Below are 18,272 nucleotides of genomic sequence, written 5' to 3' on the forward strand. Positions count from 1 at the left end.
CGACCGCACAGCATCCGGGAGGAGAAGCAAAGTGGGTTCGTGGCGCGAATTGGGAGCGCATTTCAGCACCGCGGTCGTGCTGGCCGGCGGTGTGCTCGTCGGCGCGGTCAACATCTATGTGGCGGCCAGCCTTTTGCCGACCGCGGTCGCCGGCATCGGCGGGGAGCGGCTCTACGCGTGGAACATGACGGCGTTCCTGGTCGCGCAGGTCGTCGCGACGATGTTCGTCAGCCGGGCGCTCGCCCGCCTCGGCAACGCGACGGCGTACTACCTCGGATTCGGCGTTTTCGCGACGGGCTCGGTGGTGTGCGCGGTGAGCCCGGCGATGCCGGTGCTGCTGGCCGGCCGCGGAGTGCAGGGCTTGGGCGCGGGATTGCTCACCGGGCTGGGTTTCGCGGTGATTCACTCGGCGCTGCCGCGGCAGTTGTGGGCACGGGGGAGCGCGTTGATCTCGGCGATGTTCGGCGTCGGCAACCTCGTCGGCCCGGCGCTCGGCGGGTTGTTCGCGCAATTCGGTTCGTGGCGGGCGGCGTTCGTCGTGCTGGCTGGTGCAGCGGTCGTGATCGCGGCGCAGGTGCCGCGGGCGCTTCCGCGCAGCGAGCGAAGCCCCTCCGCTCCCGTTCCGTCCTTCGCGTTGACAGCCGTGGTGGGTGCGGTCGGGGCGGTGAGCATCGCCGGGATCTTGACCAGCATCCTAGCGATGGCAGCGTTCATCGTGCTGGGATTCGGTTTCGTCGTGGCGTTTCTGCTCGTTGAGAAGCGTGCCGCGGTCCGAGTCCTGCCCGCTGAAGCCTACGAGTCCGGCTCGCCGCTGCGCTGGATCTACCTGACCATCATGTGCCTCGCCGCCGGAGTCTCGGTCGAGGCGTTCCTGCCGCTGTTCAGTCAGCATCTCGGCGGATTACCGCCTGCGGCAGCGGGTTTCTTCTCCGCCGCACTGTCCTTCGGCTGGTCCGCCGGGCAGATCGTCAGCTCGTCCGCCCGTCGCGTCCGGCTGCTCTGCCTGGCCGGACCGACTCTGCTGGCTGCTGCCTTCGTCGTACTTGCCTTGCTGCAGAGGGAAAACGCCTCGGTACTGGCGTGGCTGGCGGTCCTTCTCGCCGGTGGTACCGGGATCGGCATCGCCATGCCGCACCTGTCGGTAGCCGCGATGGCCAGCGGTCAGCAAGCGGCTGCCGCAATCGCGACAGTGCTCACGATGGCGACTGCGTTCGGTGCCTCGATAGCCGGGCTGTTGGTGAACTTGGGCGCACCGTCGATGGTGACGTCCGCGCGCTACCTGCTGATCGGCTTCGCCGTCGTGGCCGCGGCGGGGGTTTTCACGACAGCTGCGGCAGGCGTTGGTGCACGTCCAGCAGTTGCGCGAACGGATCTCCCGCCTTCGCCACACGATCGAGCACCGTCCGGATCGTCCATCGATCCGGAGTGAGGTCGGGGTCGTCGAGTTCGTCCCACTCCAGCGGGACAGACACCGGCGCCCCCGGCTTCGGCCGCACGCTGTACGGCGCGACGAGGGTTTTGTTCAGCACGTTCTGCGTGTAGTCGAGCCGTGCCAGCCCGCCGCGGCGATCCTTCTGCCACGCCCAGCTCACCAGGTCCGGCACGATCTTGCCGATCGACTTCGACACGGTTTCCGCCCACGCCCGGGTCTGCGCGTACGTGTACCGCGGCTCAACCGGCACCCAAATCTGGATCCCGCGCTGCCCGGTCGTCTTCGGCCGCCCGATGAGCCCGAAGTGATCGAGTGCGGTGCGGTGCAACCGGGCGAGCGCGAGCACGTCGTCGAACGAGGTTTCCGAACCGGGGTCGATGTCGAACAGCAACCAGGTCGGGTGCTCGACATCGGACGTGCGCGACGTCCACGCGTGCAGTTCCAACGCGGCGAAATTGGCCAGCCAAGCCAGATCCGCCACGCCGGAGGGCACGAGGTACTGCTGCACGTCGCCGGGGTCGGCTCCTTCGTAATGCCAGCGGTGCAGCCACTCCGGCGCGTGGTCGGGGACTTCCTTGTGCCAGAACCCGGGTTTGCCGACGCCGCCCGGGAACCGGTTGGTGTTGAGCGCGCGGCCGGCGAGGTAGGGAAGCATCGTCGGCGCGATCCGGGTGTAGTACTCGATCAGTTCCCGTTTGGTGATCGGCGCTTCGCCGTCGCGGCCGGGGATCAGCGTCTTGTCGAGATTGGTGACCTTCACCTGCCGCCCGGCGACCGTCCACGTGCCCTGCTTGCCCAGTTCGCTCAGTGCTTCGAGCTCGTCCTCCGACGCCGGCTCGAACACTGGATGCAACGGCACTTCCGCCTCGGTCGCAGGCAGATCGCCGCGCCACAACGCCGGGGGAGCGGCCGCGATCTCGTCATTGGTGAGCCCGCTTTTCACCGACTTCGGATGCTCCTCCGCGTCCCAGCCGGCGGTGGCGTGGTCGTCCTGCTTGTGCAGCAGAAACCATTGCTTCCCGTCCTCGTCCTTCTTGGGACGGATCAGCACGAAGCGCCCGGCCAGCTTCTCGCCGTACAGGTCGAAGTGCAGGTTCCCGTCCGCGAGCGCCTGCTCGGGATCGTCGGTGTCGACCGGTTCCCAGCTTCCGCGATCCCAGACGATGACGTCGCCGCCGCCGTACTCGCCGCGCGGGATGACACCCTCGAAATCGGCGTACTCCAGCGGATGGTCCTCGACGTGCACGGCCATCCGCCGCGCCTTCGGATCGAGCGTCGGCCCCTTCGGCACCGCCCAGCTGACCAGCACGCCACCCAGCTCAAGCCGGAAATCGTAATGCTTCCGCCGCGCTCGATGCCGCTGCACGACGAACCGGTAGCCAGGTTCCTTCGGGGCATTCGCACCGGCTGGCTCGTCGGTCTTCGCGAAGTTGCGCATGGCGCGGTACTTCGCCAGCCGCTCGGCGGCACCGTCCATTCGCTGCCCCTCCCGTCAGCAGGTCGGCGGAGGCTCCTCGGTACAAGAGCTGCTGTCGACCGTTCCGGAAGCCGCTTGCAACAGCAAGTTGTAGAGCTGCTCGCGCTGGTCCGGATCGAGCGCCGCGAAGACCTCGTCCTCCACCGCCGCGAGCGCCGCCTCGGCCCGGGCCAGCTCTTTCGCACCCCGCTCGGTCAGCACGACGACGTGCCGCCTGCGGTCCTCCGGCGACCGGCGCCGCTCGATCAGCTGGTCGCTTTCGAGGTCGTTGAGCAGGCCGACGACGTTGGTGCTGTCCATCTCGAGGATCTGCGCGAGGGACTGCTGGGTGCTGGAACCGCGGGTCTGGAGGACGGTCAGGGCGATCAAATGCCGAGGCCGCAGCCCGAACGGAGCGAGCACGCTCTCCGCGCGCAGCCGGATCCGGCGCGCGAAGTGCTCGAGCAGCGCACCAGACCTGCGCGGAGCCTGGGCGACGAGCGGCAGCGGAACCATGTGTCCAGTCTACGAGACAGTCCGGGTAGCTGCCGTGCTATAAATGGTTTGTCTTACACAAACTATCTACGGACGGTCATCGACATGGCACACCTGCTGCACCTCGACTCCAGCATCAACGGCGACCGCTCGGTGAGCCGAAAACTCAGCGCGAGGGCTGCTCGGGCTTGGCGCGCAGCCCATCCAGACGGGACGGTGACCTACCGAGATCTGGGCGCGAACCCCATCCCGCACCTGGACCCGCTGGCCTGGGAAGCCCGCATCACCCCCGCGTCCGAACACACCGCGGACCACCGCGAAGCCGCCCGAATCGGCGAAGAGCTGGCGGCGGAAGTACTGGCCGCGGACACCGTGCTGCTGGGCCTGCCGCTCTACAACTACGGTGCCCCGAGTTCGGTGAAGGCCTGGGTGGACCGCCTGATCGCAGCCGCCGGCGACGACCCGTCCGTCCTGGGCGGCGGCCGAGAACTCCTGGTCCTGGCAAGCCGAGGCGGCGGCTACGGCGAAGGCACTCCTCGCCACGGCTGGGACCATGCGGAAGGCTGGCTGCCCCACGGCCTTTCCTTGACCGGCCTGGAACCGCGCTTCATCACCGCGGAATTCACCATGGCAGGCGTCAACCCGGCACTGGCGGAATTCCGCTCGCACGCCGAAGAAAGCCTTGCCGCCGCGGAACGAGAAATCGACGCCCTCTGGACCCCCGCCACCGCCACCCGCTGACAGCCAAGGCCTTCACGAACCTTCCGGAGGCGGCAGCATTACGTGAGGGGAACCCTGAGGAACCCAGGGTTCCCCGATACGAAGCCAATGAGGTTCCCCCGGTGGCCCGGACACTCTGATCCTTGGCTTTGGCCTGGGGAAGGATGTTGTTGTGTCTGGTTCGTCGAGGTATCCGGAGGAGTTCCGGCGGGATGCGGTCGCGTTGGCGCGGTCGTCGGCTCGTCCGTTGGCGCAGGTGGCTCGTGAGCTGGGGGTGAATCACGAGACCTTGCGGACGTGGGTGCGGGCGGCCGACCGCGCCGAGAGCGCGGCCGCGTCGGGCGGGGACGCGGCGGAGCGGGAGCTGCGGGCGTTGCGCAAGCGGGTCGCGGAGCTGGAGAAGGAAAAGGAGATCCTGCGCAAAGCGGCCGCCTATTTCGCGCAGGAGATGGGTCGTTGACCCGCAGCTGCCGGTTCATCTCCGCCCACCGCGCCGCCTACGGCGTCGCCCGGCTGTGCCGTGTCCTCGGGGTCCGCCGCCCGGGGTTCTACGAATGGCTCGCCGCCGCCCCGGCGCGGGAGGAGCGGGCGCGGGCCGAGGAGCGGCTGGCCGGGGAGATCGCCGGGATCCACGCCGCCCACCAAGGCGCTTACGGCAGCCCGCGGGTCACCGCCGAACTGCGCCGCCGCGGCGAGACGGTCAACCACAAGAAGGTGGAGCGGGTCATGCGCGAACGGCGGCTCGCCGGGAACACCCGCCGCCGGCGGCACTCGCTGACCAGGCCGGACACGACCGCGGCCGCGCCGGACCTGATCGGCCGCGACTTCACCGCCGACGCCCCCGGCCGGCGGCTGGTCGGGGACATCACCTACCTGCCCACCGAAGAGGGCTGGCTGTATTTGGCGACCGTGCTCGACCTGCACACCCGCGAAATCGTCGGGCACGCCCTCGCCCCGCACATGCGCGCCGGCCTGGTCTGCGACGCGATCGCCCTCGCCGCGGACCGCGGCCTGACCGGCCCGGGCGCGGTGTTCCACTCCGACCGCGGCACCCAATACGCCTCCACCGAATTCCGCGCCGCCCTGACCGCGCACGGCATCCGGGCCTCCATGGGCAGGACCGGGTCCTGCTACGACAACGCCGCCGCCGAATCCTTCTTCGCCACCCTCAAAACCGAAATCGGCACCCGCTCCTGGCCCACCCGACACCAAGCCAGGCAAGCGGTTTTCGCCTACCTCGCCTACTACAACCACCACCGCCTGCACTCCACCCTCGACTACCGAACACCCCACGAAACCCGTCTCAGCTATCGTCACCACCACGCCCACGCGGCATAAAACCCGGTGTCCGATCCCCGGGGGAAACCTCACAAAATGCGGTCTGAGGGTGGTTGTCAAGGCATCTTTCCAGCCTTGACAACCACCCTCAGACCGTCATCGCAATCAAGCTTCGGGGTGCCCCACGCACGCCCGGGCCAATGCCGCCGCCAGGCGACGAGCCCCAGCGGTCAAACAACATCCCCCCGCCGAATCCGATAAACCTGCAACCTCAACTCGTAATACTTAGTAGTCTCCCCCACCCACGACATCCCAATCCGCTCCGCGGTAGCGATAGCCCGCGAATTACTGGGCCGGGCGACCGCGAACAACTCATCGGTCCCGTCCTGGGAAAACGCCCACTCCACCAGCGCCCGCGCGGCCTCGGTCGCGTACCCGTGCCCCCACTCCTCAGGCCGCAACTGCCAGCTCAACTCCAAATCCTCCCGGTAGGGAGGCAGCAACCGAATCCCCAGCCCGCCAACGACCCGCCCGTCAGACCGCAGCTCCACCGCCCACCGGCCCCGAGGCGGAATCAGATTGGGCTGCGCCTCCTGCCAGGCCTGCAACACCGACCGCATCGCGGCTTCGTCGGCGACCCGGTCCATCGCGGGAGTCAGCCAATGAGTCACATCGGAAGAGCCGTAGATCTGATACGCGGCTTCGGCGTCGTCAGCCGTCCAGTCCCGGATCACGAGACGGTCGGTGGTCAGCGGCAGGGTCATGTACGAACGGTACGCCCGTTCCACCCGGTCGGGGCAAGTGATCCAGGACGCACCGAAGAACTCTTGCCCCGCCGGGAACTCCGTCCGCGCGGGGTAAACTGCGCGGGTGGAGATCTGGGTGAACCCGCGTTGTTCCAAGTGCCGTTCGGCGGTGTCGCTGCTCGACGAGGCGGGCGCGGAGTACACCGTGCGCCGCTATCTGGAGGATCCGCCGACCGAGGCGGAACTCGTCGCGGTGCTCGACCGGCTCGGCCTCGACCCGTGGGACATCACCCGCACCGGCGAGAAAATCGCCGGTGAACTCGAACTGAAATCCTGGGGCCGGGCCCCGGAAGACCGTCCACGGTGGATCGCCGCGCTCGCCGAGCACCCGGAGCTGATCCAGCGTCCGATCATCACCGCCGACGACGGCACCGCGGTCGTCGCCCGCGACGAGAACACCGTCCGGTCGGTGCTCAGCTGACCGCGACCGCGATCAGCGCCGCCGCCAGCAGCACCACGTACGCGACGGCATGCACCTTGTCCGGCAACCGGTCGGCGACCCGCCGGACGAGCGCGATCGTCGGCAGTGAACCGGCCAGCAGTGCCGCGCCCGCGATCGGGTCGAGATACCCTGACGGCCCGCCGCCCGCTGTCGCGTAGACCGCCGTCGCCACTACCGCGACCGGCACGCTGAGCGGGTTCGCCATCGCGGCCGCGTCCGCCATCGGAAGCCCCTTGCGGCGCAGCAACGGCACCGTCATCACGCTGCCGCCCACCCCGAGAAAACTCGCCACCGCACCGATTCCGACCCCGCCCGCGGTAGTCGTGAACGTGCTCAACGGCTTGGGTTCCCCTTGCGGCTTAAGGAATCCGCCGCGCGCCAGGCTGTCCACAATGGTCACTGCCAGGTAGGCGATGAACAGGACGCGCAACAGTCCGTCCCCCGCGTAAGTCGCCGCTACCGAACCTATGACGGCACCGACCGCGACGAACGCGGCGAGCGGCCAGATGTAGTCGCGACGGAGACGTCCGGCCCTGGCTTGCACGACGGTCGCGCTGACCGCGTTCACCACCATCACCGCAGTGGACGTTGCGACGGCGACATGCATCGCGTCGCCGCGGCTCGTGACCGCCGCGACCACTGGCACAGTGACGAATCCGCCGCCGAAACCGAACAGCACGGTCGTGACGCCGCTGAGGCAGCCGAAGAGCAGAAGAATCAGGATCGAGGTCAACACTGGTTTCAAGGTAGGTCGTGACGGGTGCGGCGCGCATCCGAAGATTCGCCAGCTTCTTTCGAGCTTCGGACACCTACTCTGTAGCCATGCGCAACGTTCCGTTGTCCGAGGTCGACGCCCTGCCGAGGGCCGTGCTCGCGATCAGCACGGACTACCCGCCGGACCACTTCCTGCCGCCGCATCGCCACCGCCGCGCGCAGTTCCTCTACGGAGCCACCGGTGCTATGCGGGTCGGAACGGCCGACGGAACTTGGACCGTCCCGACGCGGCGCGCGGTGCTGATCCCGCCGGAGACCGATCACAGCGTCGTGATGATGAACGTGACCACGCGCAGTCTGTATCTGGAACCGTCCGCTGTGCCGTGGTTCCCGCGCCGCTGCCAGACCGTCGACGTCTCGCCCCTGCTGCGGGAATTGCTCCGGGAAGCCGTGGACGTCGCCCCGGAATACCCTCGCCGCGGCCGCGACGCCACGCTGATTTCCCTTCTGCTGCACGAAATCTCTCGCTGCGTGCCGTTGCCGCTCGAACTCCCGTGGCCGAGGCACGAGGGCTTGCGAGCACTGTGTCAGTCCTTTTCGGACGCTCCCGATGTACACGATCCGCCGTCTCGCTGGGCGGAGGAGTTGCACGTCAGCGAACGCACGCTGCACCGGCTGTTCCGCGCCGAAACGGGCCTGAGCTTCGCGCGCTGGCGGGAGCGAGCCTGTGTGCTGCGCGCTCTCCCGCTGCTCGCCGCGGATCTCCCGGTCGCCGACGTCGCGGTCACCCTCGGATACGAAAGCCCCGCCGCCTTCACCACGATGTTCAGCCGCCTGCTCGGCGCCCCGCCGCGGGCGTACCGAGAGCCGTGACCCAGATCTCATCACGCGCAACTTGATTGCGTACAACTTAGTTGTACTGTTGGTCCCGTTCGGAACTTTCTCTGAGGAGGACCTCATGACTGCCACTGTCGTTCTGGTGCACGGTGCGTTCGCGGATTCGTCCAGCTGGAACGGGGAGATCGAGCGGTTGCGAGCCGCCGGGCACCGGGTGATCGCCGCGGCGAACCCGCTGCGCGGTGTCGCCGAGGACGCCGCCTACGTGCGGTCTCTGCTGGACAGCATCGAGGGCCCGATCGTCCTGGCCGGCCACTCCTACGGCGGCTCGGTGATCTCGGCCGCCGCGAAGGGGCACCGCCGGGTGCAGGCGCTGGTCTACATCGCCGGCTTCCTCCCGGACGAGGGCGAAAGCGCGGGCGAACTGGCCGGCAAGTTCCCCGGCGGGACCCTGGGCGAGACATTGGAGCAGGTCGCCCTGCCGAACGGCGTCGACCTCTACGTCCGGCAAGACCTGTTCCACCAGCAGTTCGCGGCGGACGTCCCGGCCGCGCAGGCCAGCCAGATGGCAGCAGGCCAACGCCCGATCGCCGCGGCGGCCCTTGACGAGGCCTCGCCCGCACCGGCGTGGAAGGACTTGCCGGTGTACAGCCTGATCCCGACCGCGGACAAGAACATTCCCGCCGCGGCGCAGCGCTTCATGGCGGAACGCGCGAATGCGGAGGCCGTCGAGGTGGAGGGCGCTTCGCACGCGGTACTGGTTTCGCAGCCGGAGGCGGTGGCGAACCTGATCCTGCGCGCTGCACGGTGACTGTGCCGAGGTGAGTCCGGTCCGCGCTGCGCCTGGGTGCGTGGCGCGGGCAGGGTGTGTGGCTGGGTGCGCCGCGCGATCCGCGGAATGGCGCGGGACCGCCGGGTGGAGGTGTTCTCCTCCGGCGGCGGGCTCGGTGCGGTCGGGTCACGCGACAGCTCGGCGGTCCCGGTTTCCGGGCGCGACTTCCGTGATCGGCCTGGTCAGCGGGTCTGTTGTGCGGTGCTCGGGGCGCCGATCGGTCCCGTTGTGCGGACTTGTCATGGCCGAGCCGGAATTTCGCCGTTCACCGCGTCGGTGCGGCAGTTACCATCGGCGGCCATGAGTACCTCAGGGGGTCCACAGGAGCAGCCGGGCACGCCGCAGGAGCCGGGTGCGGTCCCGCCGGGATGGCAGGCGCCTCCGCCGGGCGCCGGGTCCGGGTATCCGCAGCAGCCCGCAGCTCAGCCGGGCTATCCGCAGCAGCCGGGGCAGTCTCCGCAGTACGGGCAGCAGTACCCGGGCCAGCCCGCGCCGGGTTCGTATCCGGGGCAAGCCGGGCAGCCGCAGCCGGGGCAGTACCCCGGGCAGCCTGGACAGGCGCAGTACCCGGGGCAACCGCAATCCGGTCAGTTCCAGCCGGGCCAGTCCTACCCAGGCCAGCAGTACCCGGGCCAGGCCGCCTACCCGGGCCAATCGGGTTATCCAGCACAACAACCGGGCTACCCGCCCCAGCAGCCGGGAGCCGGTTACGCCGCACCCCAGCCCGGCCAGGGCTTCCTGCCCCAGAACCAGCCGCTCACCACCGCGGGGCTCGGCGCGATTCCGGTAGCTCTCGGCGGCATCCTCGAGGTCGTCGCCCTCTTCGTCCCCTGGGTCACCTTCACCCTTGGCTCCCAAACCGCCTCGGTCACCTTCATCGACGCCTTCAGCAAGATGACGTCCGGCATGGACAGCTTCGCCGCGATGTACGTACGGTTCCTCGCCTTCCTCTTGATCGCCGCGACATTGCTGTCGACCCTCCCGTGGACGCTCGGCGCGCTGCGCACGAAGAAGTCCGCGTACTGGTTCAGCGGGATTCGCCGCAAGGAACTCACCCCGCCGAACTTCTGGTGGTACCGCACCGTCTTCGCGGGCCGGGCCACCGTCATGCTGCTCTTCCACATCGCGGGCATCGTCGCGATGTTCTACGAGGACCTGTCGAAGATCGGCCTCGGCGCGTATCTGCTCATCCTCGGCGCCGTGCTCGTGGTCGCGGGCGCGGCGATCGGGCCGAAGCTCACGGCTGCCCGCTGACGGCGCGGATGACCGGGTTCTGACAAATGTCATCGCGCACCGGTGCGCGGTGACACTACGGCTCGCTTGCCCGTCCGCACCACCATGGGACGGGCAAGCGGCGCCGGATCCTCCGGGCCGATTCACGGTCTGGAAAGGACAGTCATGGACTCCCGTTCCGCAACGGTTTCCGAACACCCCCGGATCAAGACAGTCCGCGTCCTCACCGGGGCTTACCTGGCGCTGAGCGTGCTCACCCTCGGCGCCATCTTCCTGCTCCGCGACGACCCGTCGATGGTCACCGACGTCGTCTGGGTCCGGGCCACGATCGTGGCGGCCAGCGCGCTGCTCACGTTCCTGTTCGCGAGAAGCGCGGCTCGCGGGTCGAAACGAGGGCTGCTGCGGCTCCGGATCGTTTCGGCGGTGATGACGGTCGCGATCATCGTCATCGTGTCGATTCCGGGCTTTCTGCCGCTGTGGGTCCGGCTTGAGCAGGGCGTCTGCGGGGCACTGCTGCTGGCGGTGGTCGTCCTGGTCAACGGACGGCACGTGCGTTCGCTGTTCTCCGAGTAGCGTGCCGGACGTGGACCGCGGCCCCGATTCCGACGCGCAACGCTGGGTACTGGGCTGGCGCCGGCTCGTGCTGGACGCCGGCCTCCTGGTGTACCCGCTGATCGTCCTCGTCCAGGTAGCGGGCCAGTCCGCGGCGGTGGTGGCGCTGCTGGCGTTCTGCGCGTGCTACATCGGCGCGGCCGTCGCCGCTTACCAGTTCCGGAGCAGGCTTTTCTGGATCCTGACTGGGGCGTTGACGGTGCTGTTCGCCGTCGTGCTGCCGATCGCTCGGGCGAACGCGTTTTACCTGCTGGCCGTGGTGGTTTCGCTCGCGGTTCCGCGGTTGCCGCGCTGGGGTGCGGTCATCGTGCCGGTCGCCGCGGCGGCGACGGTGGTGATGCCGTGGGCGGTGTGGGGTGCGGACCCGGGCTGGGCGCAGGCTGCGGCGTTGGTGTTCACCGTGCTGGTGGTTGTCGCTTTCGCGGAGGCGTTGCGGGCGAACCGGGCGCTGGTGCAGGCGCGGGCGGAGGTGCAGCGGTTGGCTGCCGACGCTGAAAGGTCGCGGATTTCGCGGGATTTGCACGATCTCTTGGGGCACTCGCTTACTGCGATCACGGTGAAGAGCAATCTCGCCCGGCGGCTCGCGGACAAGGGGGATGAGCGGGTCGCCGAGGAGATCGGTGAGGTTGAACAGTTGTCCCGGCAGGCGTTGGCGGATGTGCGGGCGGCGGTTTCCGGGTATCGGGACGTGACGCTCGCCGGGGAGCTTGCGCGGGGCCGGGAATTGTTGCGGGCCGCGGGGATCAGGGCGGATTTTCCCTCTGCGGTGGATGGGCCGTATCAGGAATTGTTCGGGTGGGTGGTTCGGGAGGGGTTGACTAATGTGGTTCGGCACTCTCGGGCCAGTGCTTGCGTGGTGATTGTTTCCGGTTCTTCCGTGGAAATCCGGGACGACGGGGTCGGTTCTGCGATTGGTACGGGGAATGGGCTGTCCGGGCTGCGCGACCGGGTCGCTGCGGCTGGTGGGGCAATGGAGGCGGGGCCGGTTCGGCCTCGGGGGTGGCGGTTGCGGGTGAGTGTGGCGTGACTATTCGGTTGTTGCTCGCGGATGATCAGGCGTTGGTGCGGCAGGCGTTGGGGACCTTGCTTGATCTTGAGGACGACTTCGAGGTGGTCGCGCAGGTGGGGCGGGGGGACGAAGTGGTGGCGGCGGCGCTTGAGCATCGGCCGGATGTTGCGTTGCTGGATATCGAGATGCCCGGGTTGGACGGGTTGGCTGCGGCCGCGGTCTTGGCGGAGCAAGTGCCTGGGTGCCGGGTGGTTGTTTTGACGACGTTCGGGCGGGCTGGGTATTTGCGGCGGGCTATGGAGGCTGGGGCGGTCGGGTTTGTGGTTAAGGACGCGCCTGCTGAGGCGTTGGGGGATGCTATTCGGCGGGTGATGACGGGGGAGCGAGTGGTGGATCCGGCCTTGGCGGTGGCTACTTTGGCTGCTGGGGAATCGCCGTTGACCGCGCGGGAGCGGGATGTGTTGATCGCGGCTCGGGGCGGGGGATCGGTGGCGGAGATCGCCGGGAGTCTGTATTTGTCCGAGGGGACGGTTCGGAATTATTTGTCCGGGGCTATTGCGAAGACCGGGGCCCGGAACCGGATGGGGGCGGTTCGGGTTGCTGAGGAGCGGGGGTGGTTGTGACTGCTCGTCGCCCTGGCGGGCGACATCGGGCCTTTGGTGGCGTGGGGCACCCCGTTAGCTCATTGTGCTGACGGTTCGGGGGTGCTTGTCAAGGCGGGAAAGATGCCTTGACAAGCACCCCCGAACCGCAGGGCGGCTTTGTATCGGGGTTGGGGGAGGGCTGGGTGCCTCGATGGGTGGGTGCAGTGGCTGCGGTTTGTTGCGCGGCTTGGGTGTGTTGGTGCAGTGGCTGCGGTTTGTTGCGCGGCTTGGGTGTGTGGGTGCATGAGGGGGGCGGGGTGCGGTTAGCGCCCCAATGTGGCATTGGGTGCGTGGGATGCACCCAATGTGGCGTTCGGTGCGTGTGGCGCACCCAATGCCACATTGGGGCGCAACCGGGCGGGTGTTGGGCGGCGGTCTGTGAAGGGCACCTTGAGGGAATCGAGGGCCGTGAAGGGGCCCCTCACGGCTGGTGGAGGGGCATGAGGGGAACCCCGAGGGAATCAGAGTTCCTCGGGGTTCCCTCACGGCGTCGAAAAGCGGCGAGGTCCGAAGTGGACGGGCTAGTCGTTCTTTTCCGCGTTCAAGCGGGCGGCTTCGCGGCGGACTTCGGCTTGGGTTTCGCGTTCGCGTTGCAGCCAGGCGGGGTTGTCTGCTTTCAGGGCCTCGATCTGGTCCGTCGTCAGGGCTTCGGTGACACCGCCCCTGGCCAGGCCGCCGATGGAGACTCCCAGTTTCGCCGCCACCACGGGACGCGGGTGCGGGCCGTTGCGGCGCAGGTCGCGGAGCCATTCCGGCGGGTCGGTCTGCAGGGCGTTCAGCTCGTCGCGCGAGACGGCGCCCGCGCGGAACTCTGCGGGGGTCGCTTCGAGGTAGACGCCCAGCTTCTTCGCTGCCGTCGCCGGCTTCATGGTCTGGGGGGTCTTCTGCGCCGTCATGCCCACCAGCGTAACCGGCGACCCCGCGCCGGTAGCCTTGCCACGTGACAGGAGCCGACCAGGCCTCGGCGTTCCGGCTCGCCTACGTTCCGGGTGCGACCCCCGCGAAGTGGGTCCGGATCTGGGGCGAACGCAATCCCGAAGTGCCGCTTGACCTGGTCGCGGTCGAGGCCGCCGAGGCCGCCGACGTCGTTCGCGAGGGTGGGGTGGACGCGGCTCTGCTGCGGCTGTCCGAGAACCGCGACGGGTTGCACGCGATCCCGCTCTACACCGAGACCACGGTGGTCGTCGTGCCCAAGGATCACCTGGTCGCGGCGGCCGACGAAGTGTCCATTGCGGACCTCGCGGACGAACTCGTGCTGCATCCGCTCGACGACGCGCTCGGCTGGGAGCAACTGCCGGGCAAGCCTGCGCTGGAGCGGCCGGCGACGACTGGCGACGCGATCGAGCTGGTGGCGGCGGGCGTCGGTGTGCTGATGGTGCCGCAGTCGCTTGCCCGGTTGCACCATCGGCGTGACCTCACCTATCGGCCGGTCGAGGACGCACCGCAGTCGCGCGTCGCGTTGTCCTGGCCGGAAGGCGAGACCAGCGATCTCGTGGAGCAGTTCATCGGGATCGTTCGCGGGCGCACGGTGAACAGCACTCGCGGACAGCAGGAAACGCAGGCGAAGACGGGCAAGGCGGCGCCGGCGAAGAAGAAGCAGCGCGAACCGGACCGTCGCCGGAGCGTGCCCAAGTCTGGCGGGCGCGGTAAGCCTCGCCGTCGTCGTTGACGTTCAGGGAGTTGCCGTGGATCTCGGGTTGAAAGGCAAGTGCGCGGTCGTCACGGGGGCCAACCGCGGGATCGGGCTGGCGGTTGCGGAGGTGCTCGCGGCGGAGGGGGCGGACCTCGCGCTCGTCGCCCGGGACGTCGAAGCGCTTGCCGCCGCGGCGGAAAGCCTCGGCAGGCATGGCACGAAGGTCGTCGCGGTTCCGACGGACACCACCGACGACGCAGCGGTCGCGGCGATGGCGGAGCGGGTCAAGGCGGAGTTCGGGGCGGCGGACGTGCTGGTCAACTGCGCGGCACCGGCGTCCAGCGGGGTTCGGACGCCGCTCGACGAACTGCGCGACGAAGACCTGCGCCTCGAGATCGAGACCAAAGTGCTCGGCTACCTGCGGTGCGCCCGGGCGCTCGCGCCGGGGATGCGGGAGCGCGGCTGGGGCCGGATCGTGAACGTCAGCGGGCTCAACGCGCGGCTGGCCAGTTCGACGTTCGGGTCGATTCGCAACGTCGCGGTCGCGGCGATGACCAAGAATCTCGCCGACGAACTGGGGCCGCAGGGAATCGCCGTGACGGTCGTGCATCCGGGGTACACCGTGACCGAGCGGACGCCGGAGAAGTTCGCCGAGATCGCCGCGGCGCGGGGAATTTCCGTGGCGGAGCTGGAAAACAGCATCGCGGCGGGAGTGAGCATCGGGCGGTTGGTGACGGCGGCCGAGGTAGCGGACGTGGTGGCGTTCCTGGCGTCCCCGCGCAGCGTGGCGATCAACGGAGACGCCATCGCGGCCGGCGGTGGCGTTCCCGGGCAGATTTACTACTGAACGGCCTGCAGCTCGCGCGCTCGGCTAGGATAGCCCAGACGGCCCTTGGTCGCGGCGGCCACGATCAGCGCGGCCGCAGTGAACGCGGCGAACAGCAGGTGCTCGGCGAGTTTCGGGTCCGTATTGGGGAACAGTTCGGCCCACGCGACCGACAGGTAGTTGTTGATCCCGGCGTGCAGCAGCAGTGCGATCGGCAGGCTTTCTCCACTGCGGTTGAACACCCAGGTCATCACGAAGCTGATCGCGATGGCGGTCCCGACGAACTCCAGCACCGACCAGACCGTCACGTCCGGCCAATGGCCCCATTCGGTGAAGAACAACGGCAAATGCCAGACGCCCCACAATGGACCGAGGATCAGCGTGCCGCGCAACGGGCCGTACTTCGGCTGCAAATGCGGCAGGGCGAAATCACGCCAGCCAGGTTCTTCGGCGAGGCCGGTGGTGATCACCTGGAGCACGAAACCCAAGACCCACACCAGGATCAGCGACGCGGCAGGGGCCCGGAACGCGCCGGCGAACGGCAGGCTGGAGAGCGTCAGCACGACGGGGACAGCGAAGAGCGCGAGTGCGTACCAGCGCCAGTTCACCCGCCATCGCAGCAATCGGCCGACCCACGCGCGCAGTCCGGGGCGGCCCTCGGCGAGTGCGGTGACGAGGAACGCGGAGAAGATCGGGCCGAGGTACGCGCCGGGGAGCATGCCGAGGATTTGCGTGGTGCCGAGTACCGGCGGGAATCCGAAGTGGACGATGCCGAGGCCGTTGTCCGAGAGTACGTAAGGGAGCCACGCGAGCCAGCTCAGTGCGACGGCGAGCGAGAAAAAGGTGGTGATCGGGCGGCGTGCGACGAAGGCGCGCAGTGCGTGCGGGGCGTTCATGGTGGTCCTTTGTGGACTAATCAGTGACGGGTGCGGTAGTTCGCGATGAGTGCGATGCCCGCGGCGAGGGTGACGACGCCGAAAACGGTGCTCAGCACCAGGTTGACGCCGAGGGCCGAGGTGACGGCGTTGGCTGCGGCGCTGAGCACCAGCACGCCCCACAGCAGTGGCCGGGTGGTGTCCCGGGGAGGTGATTTCGTCATGCCGGGAACGCTACGAACCGGGGCTCGCCAGGACGATCCCGTGCGCGGGAGGATCTAGGTACAGCAGGCTGTACTCCTTCGCTCCGCGGCGGTGCCGCGGCGGATTTCTGGGCTAGGGTTCGGCTGCGTAGGAGGTGCGATGGCAACCGCAGGCGAACCGACGCCGCGTCCGTGGACCGTGCGCGTCCGGGCTGCTCTCGACGCGCTGGAACATCTCGTCGGCGGGATCGGCACGTCGGTGCTGGCGCTGCTGGTGCTGCTCGGCGTGGCAGTGGTCGCGGTGCTGAGCCTGGTGGGCGTCGGTCTGCTGCTGGCGCGGCCGATGCTGCACGTCCTGCACGCGGTCGCGGACCGGGAACGGATCCGGCTCACCGCGATGAAACCGGACGTCATCAGCCCCGGCCCCGGCCCCGAACGGCTCGGTGCGGCCCTGCGCGACCGGACGGTGCAACGCGAACTGCTGTGGGTCGCGGTGCACGGCATGGCGGGTTTCCTGCTCGGTTTCATCGCGCTGACGATCGTGCTCAACACCGCGCGCGACGGGCTTTTTCCGCTTTATTGGTACCTGCTGCCGCCGGACGACGCGACGGCGTCACTCGGCTGGCCGGTGCACAGCCTGGCGGAGGCGCTCCCGGTGTCGCTGCTCGGCGTCGCGTGGGCGTTTCTCTCGGTCGCGCTGCTGCCCGCGATGGCTCGGCTGCAAGCGTTGCCCGGCCGACGGCTGCTGCCCGCGGGATCGGACGCCGACGTCACGCTCCAGATCGCCCACCTCACCGCCACCCGCGCCGCCGCGCTCGACGCGCATTCCACCGAACTGCGTCGCATCGAGCGGGCGCTGCACGACGGCACGCAAAACCGGCTGGTCGCGGTGAACGTCCTGGTCGGCGCGGCCCGCCGGGCAGCCGCCCGAGGTTCGGCGGACGTCGACGAAATCCTCGGCCGTGCACAGGACGCAACCGAGACCGCGCTCGCCGAATTGCGTGCGGTGGTGCGCAGTATCCTGCCGCCCGTGCTGGCCGACCGGAGCCTCGCCGACGCGCTGACCGCGCTTGCCGCGGACTGTCCGGTGCCGTGCACCATCGACGCCGATCTCCCCGGCCGGTACGCCGTTTCGGTGGAGGCGTCGATGTATTTCGTGGTCGCCGAGGCGCTCACGAACGTCGCCAAGCACAGCGGTGCCAACAGTGTCGAGGTGGTTTTGCGCCGGGAGAACGAGGTGCTCCACCTGCGCATCACCGACGACGGTCGCGGCGGTGCGGCGGAAACCGGCGGCTCGGGGCTCGGCGGGATGCGCCGCCGGATCGAGGCGCTCGACGGAACCTTCGCGCTGGCGAGCCCCGCCGGCGGACCGACCATTCTGACTGTGAGCCTGCCATGCGGATTGTGATCGCCGAGGACGACCCGTTGCTGCGCGAAGGACTCGCGCTGCTGTTGCGCGCCGAGGGCCTCGACGTCGTCGCGACCACTGACAACCCGACGGATTTCCTTGCTGCCGTAGACAAACACGAACCGGATACCGCGGTCGTGGACGTCCGGATGCCACCGACACACACTGACGAAGGCATCGTCGCAGCAGTCGAAGCCCGGCGGCGGCGTCCGGAGCTGGCGGTGCTGGTGCTGTCGGCGTATGTCGAGCAGGCTTTCGCGACTGACCTGCTGGGCGGCGGCAGCGCGCGGCTCGGGTACCTGCTGAAAGAACGCGTCGGGCGGGTCACTGAGTTCATGGAGGCGCTGAACCGGGTGGCCGAAGGCGGGACGGCGATCGATCCGGAAGTGGTGGCGCAGTTGCTGACCCGGACGCGTGCGGATTCCGGCCTGGAACGGCTCAGTCCGCGCGAACGGGATGTGCTGGCGCTGATGGCGGAGGGATTGGGGAATGGCGCCATTGCCGAACGGCTCGTGGTGACCGACGGTGCGGTGCACAAACATATTCGCAGCATTTTCGCGAAACTGGATTTAGCGCCGGACGACCGCGCGGATCGGCGGGTTACCGCGGTGCTGCGTTATTTGGAAGAAGCGCGCCGTTGATCCTTTTCGTTCTTCCGGACGAATCGGTGGAGAGTTGGCGATACGCGGTCCGAGGCAGGCGGATACGGCACCGGGCGAACTGACCGGTGTGATGCGGCGGGTCTTCTGGCGAGGACGAAATGGGCAGCGTTCACCGGCGTTCGGCCGCGCGCAGTTCACCCGGACGAGTGCAGTAT

21 protein-coding genes are annotated in these 18,272 nt (G+C 68.7%); 14 read left to right on the plus strand and 7 right to left on the minus strand.

The window, feature by feature from the left end:
- Window positions 1-31 precede the first annotated feature (31 nt).
- The gene (locus tag L3Q65_RS43030; protein WP_237598186.1) at window positions 32-1,429 is read left to right on the plus strand and encodes an MFS transporter; all 1,398 of its coding nucleotides are present in this window, start codon (window positions 32-34) and stop codon (window positions 1,427-1,429) included.
- Here the strand turns inward: L3Q65_RS43030 and L3Q65_RS43035 are convergent.
- Window positions 1,320-2,909 carry a DNA polymerase domain-containing protein gene (locus L3Q65_RS43035; RefSeq protein ID WP_237598187.1) on the minus strand — a complete coding sequence of 530 codons (1,590 nt, stop codon included), beginning with the start codon at window positions 2,907-2,909 and terminating at the stop codon, window positions 1,320-1,322. The genes L3Q65_RS43030 and L3Q65_RS43035 overlap by 110 nt on opposite strands.
- Window positions 2,910-2,924: 15 nt before the next feature.
- Window positions 2,925-3,404 carry a MarR family winged helix-turn-helix transcriptional regulator gene (locus L3Q65_RS43040; protein WP_182892506.1) on the minus strand — a complete coding sequence of 160 codons (480 nt, stop codon included), beginning with the start codon at window positions 3,402-3,404 and terminating at the stop codon, window positions 2,925-2,927.
- Between the two features lie 84 nt (window positions 3,405-3,488).
- Here L3Q65_RS43040 and L3Q65_RS43045 point away from each other — a divergent pair, with 84 nt between their 5' ends.
- Together L3Q65_RS43045 and L3Q65_RS43055 are read left to right on the plus strand one after the other, a co-directional pair.
- Entirely contained in the window at window positions 3,489-4,124 is a 636-nt protein-coding gene (locus tag L3Q65_RS43045; protein WP_182892505.1) for an FMN-dependent NADH-azoreductase, read from the plus strand.
- Window positions 4,125-4,275: 151 nt separating this feature from the next.
- Window positions 4,276-5,441 (plus strand): IS3 family transposase gene (locus tag L3Q65_RS43055; protein ID WP_370648121.1). Its coding sequence is split into 2 segments (ribosomal slippage): window positions 4,276-4,542 and window positions 4,545-5,441, totalling 1,164 coding nucleotides; the frame shifts between segments, so codons are not numbered across the junction.
- Between the two features lie 170 nt (window positions 5,442-5,611).
- On the opposite strand, the gene L3Q65_RS43060 is transcribed toward L3Q65_RS43055, so the two are convergent.
- A complete protein-coding gene (locus L3Q65_RS43060; protein WP_182892504.1) occupies window positions 5,612-6,145 on the minus strand; it encodes a GNAT family N-acetyltransferase in 534 nt (177 codons plus the stop codon).
- A 106-nt stretch (window positions 6,146-6,251) separates the two neighbouring features.
- Between L3Q65_RS43060 and L3Q65_RS43065 the strand changes: the two genes are divergently transcribed.
- A complete protein-coding gene (locus L3Q65_RS43065; protein WP_182892503.1) occupies window positions 6,252-6,608 on the plus strand; it encodes an ArsC/Spx/MgsR family protein in 357 nt (118 codons plus the stop codon).
- Here L3Q65_RS43065 and L3Q65_RS43070 read toward each other — a convergent pair.
- A complete protein-coding gene (locus L3Q65_RS43070) occupies window positions 6,601-7,365 on the minus strand; it encodes a sulfite exporter TauE/SafE family protein (protein WP_237598188.1) in 765 nt (254 codons plus the stop codon). The two genes, L3Q65_RS43065 and L3Q65_RS43070, sit on opposite strands and share 8 nt — an antisense overlap.
- An 86-nt stretch (window positions 7,366-7,451) precedes the next feature.
- Here L3Q65_RS43070 and L3Q65_RS43075 point away from each other — a divergent pair, with 86 nt between their 5' ends.
- The 6 genes from L3Q65_RS43075 to L3Q65_RS43100 all read left to right on the plus strand — a co-directional run bounded on the left by L3Q65_RS43075 (window position 7,452) and on the right by L3Q65_RS43100 (window position 12,489).
- Entirely contained in the window at window positions 7,452-8,216 is a 765-nt protein-coding gene (locus tag L3Q65_RS43075; protein WP_182892501.1) for a helix-turn-helix transcriptional regulator, read from the plus strand.
- An 85-nt stretch (window positions 8,217-8,301) separates the two neighbouring features.
- Window positions 8,302-8,991: an alpha/beta fold hydrolase gene (locus tag L3Q65_RS43080; RefSeq protein ID WP_182892500.1), complete on the plus strand. Its 690-nt coding sequence runs from the start codon at window positions 8,302-8,304 to the stop codon at window positions 8,989-8,991.
- A gap of 321 nt (window positions 8,992-9,312) precedes the next feature.
- Window positions 9,313-10,266, plus strand: a complete 954-nt coding sequence (locus L3Q65_RS43085) for a hypothetical protein (protein ID WP_182892499.1) — start codon at window positions 9,313-9,315, stop codon at window positions 10,264-10,266.
- 144 nt (window positions 10,267-10,410) lie between these two features.
- Entirely contained in the window at window positions 10,411-10,818 is a 408-nt protein-coding gene (locus tag L3Q65_RS43090; protein WP_182892498.1) for a hypothetical protein, read from the plus strand.
- 10 nt (window positions 10,819-10,828) lie between these two features.
- Window positions 10,829-11,884, plus strand: coding sequence for a sensor histidine kinase (locus tag L3Q65_RS43095; RefSeq protein WP_237598189.1), 1,056 nt, complete (start codon window positions 10,829-10,831; stop codon window positions 11,882-11,884).
- Window positions 11,881-12,489, plus strand: coding sequence for a response regulator transcription factor (locus tag L3Q65_RS43100; protein ID WP_182892496.1), 609 nt, complete (start codon window positions 11,881-11,883; stop codon window positions 12,487-12,489). Before L3Q65_RS43095 ends, L3Q65_RS43100 begins: the two co-directional genes overlap by 4 nt.
- A 542-nt stretch (window positions 12,490-13,031) precedes the next feature.
- On the opposite strand, the gene L3Q65_RS43105 is transcribed toward L3Q65_RS43100, so the two are convergent.
- Entirely contained in the window at window positions 13,032-13,406 is a 375-nt protein-coding gene (locus tag L3Q65_RS43105) for a DUF5997 family protein (RefSeq protein WP_182892495.1), read from the minus strand.
- 44 nt (window positions 13,407-13,450) lie between these two features.
- On the opposite strand from L3Q65_RS43105, the gene L3Q65_RS43110 reads away from it, so the two are divergent.
- Both L3Q65_RS43110 and L3Q65_RS43115 read left to right on the plus strand, forming a co-directional pair.
- Complete coding sequence (locus tag L3Q65_RS43110; protein WP_182892494.1) at window positions 13,451-14,179, plus strand: LysR family substrate-binding domain-containing protein; 729 nt, start codon at window positions 13,451-13,453, stop codon at window positions 14,177-14,179.
- Between the two features lie 16 nt (window positions 14,180-14,195).
- The gene (locus L3Q65_RS43115) at window positions 14,196-14,990 is read left to right on the plus strand and encodes an SDR family NAD(P)-dependent oxidoreductase (protein ID WP_237598190.1); all 795 of its coding nucleotides are present in this window, start codon (window positions 14,196-14,198) and stop codon (window positions 14,988-14,990) included.
- On the opposite strand, the gene L3Q65_RS43120 is transcribed toward L3Q65_RS43115, so the two are convergent.
- Window positions 14,984-15,865, minus strand: a complete 882-nt coding sequence (locus L3Q65_RS43120; RefSeq protein WP_237598191.1) for a CPBP family intramembrane glutamic endopeptidase — start codon at window positions 15,863-15,865, stop codon at window positions 14,984-14,986. The two genes, L3Q65_RS43115 and L3Q65_RS43120, sit on opposite strands and share 7 nt — an antisense overlap.
- A 20-nt stretch (window positions 15,866-15,885) precedes the next feature.
- On the minus strand, window positions 15,886-16,068 hold the full coding sequence (locus L3Q65_RS43125; RefSeq protein WP_237598192.1) for a hypothetical protein: 183 nt from the start codon (window positions 16,066-16,068) through the stop codon (window positions 15,886-15,888).
- 139 nt (window positions 16,069-16,207) lie between these two features.
- Between L3Q65_RS43125 and L3Q65_RS43130 the strand changes: the two genes are divergently transcribed.
- Window positions 16,208-17,455, plus strand: a complete 1,248-nt coding sequence (locus tag L3Q65_RS43130) for a sensor domain-containing protein (protein WP_237598193.1) — start codon at window positions 16,208-16,210, stop codon at window positions 17,453-17,455.
- Window positions 17,443-18,096: a response regulator transcription factor gene (locus L3Q65_RS43135; RefSeq protein WP_182892489.1), complete on the plus strand. Its 654-nt coding sequence runs from the start codon at window positions 17,443-17,445 to the stop codon at window positions 18,094-18,096. Before L3Q65_RS43130 ends, L3Q65_RS43135 begins: the two co-directional genes overlap by 13 nt.
- Window positions 18,097-18,272: the final 176 nt, after the last annotated feature.

The organism is Amycolatopsis sp. FU40 (assembly GCF_021903635.1).
GTDB lineage: Bacteria > Actinomycetota > Actinomycetes > Mycobacteriales > Pseudonocardiaceae > Amycolatopsis > Amycolatopsis dendrobii.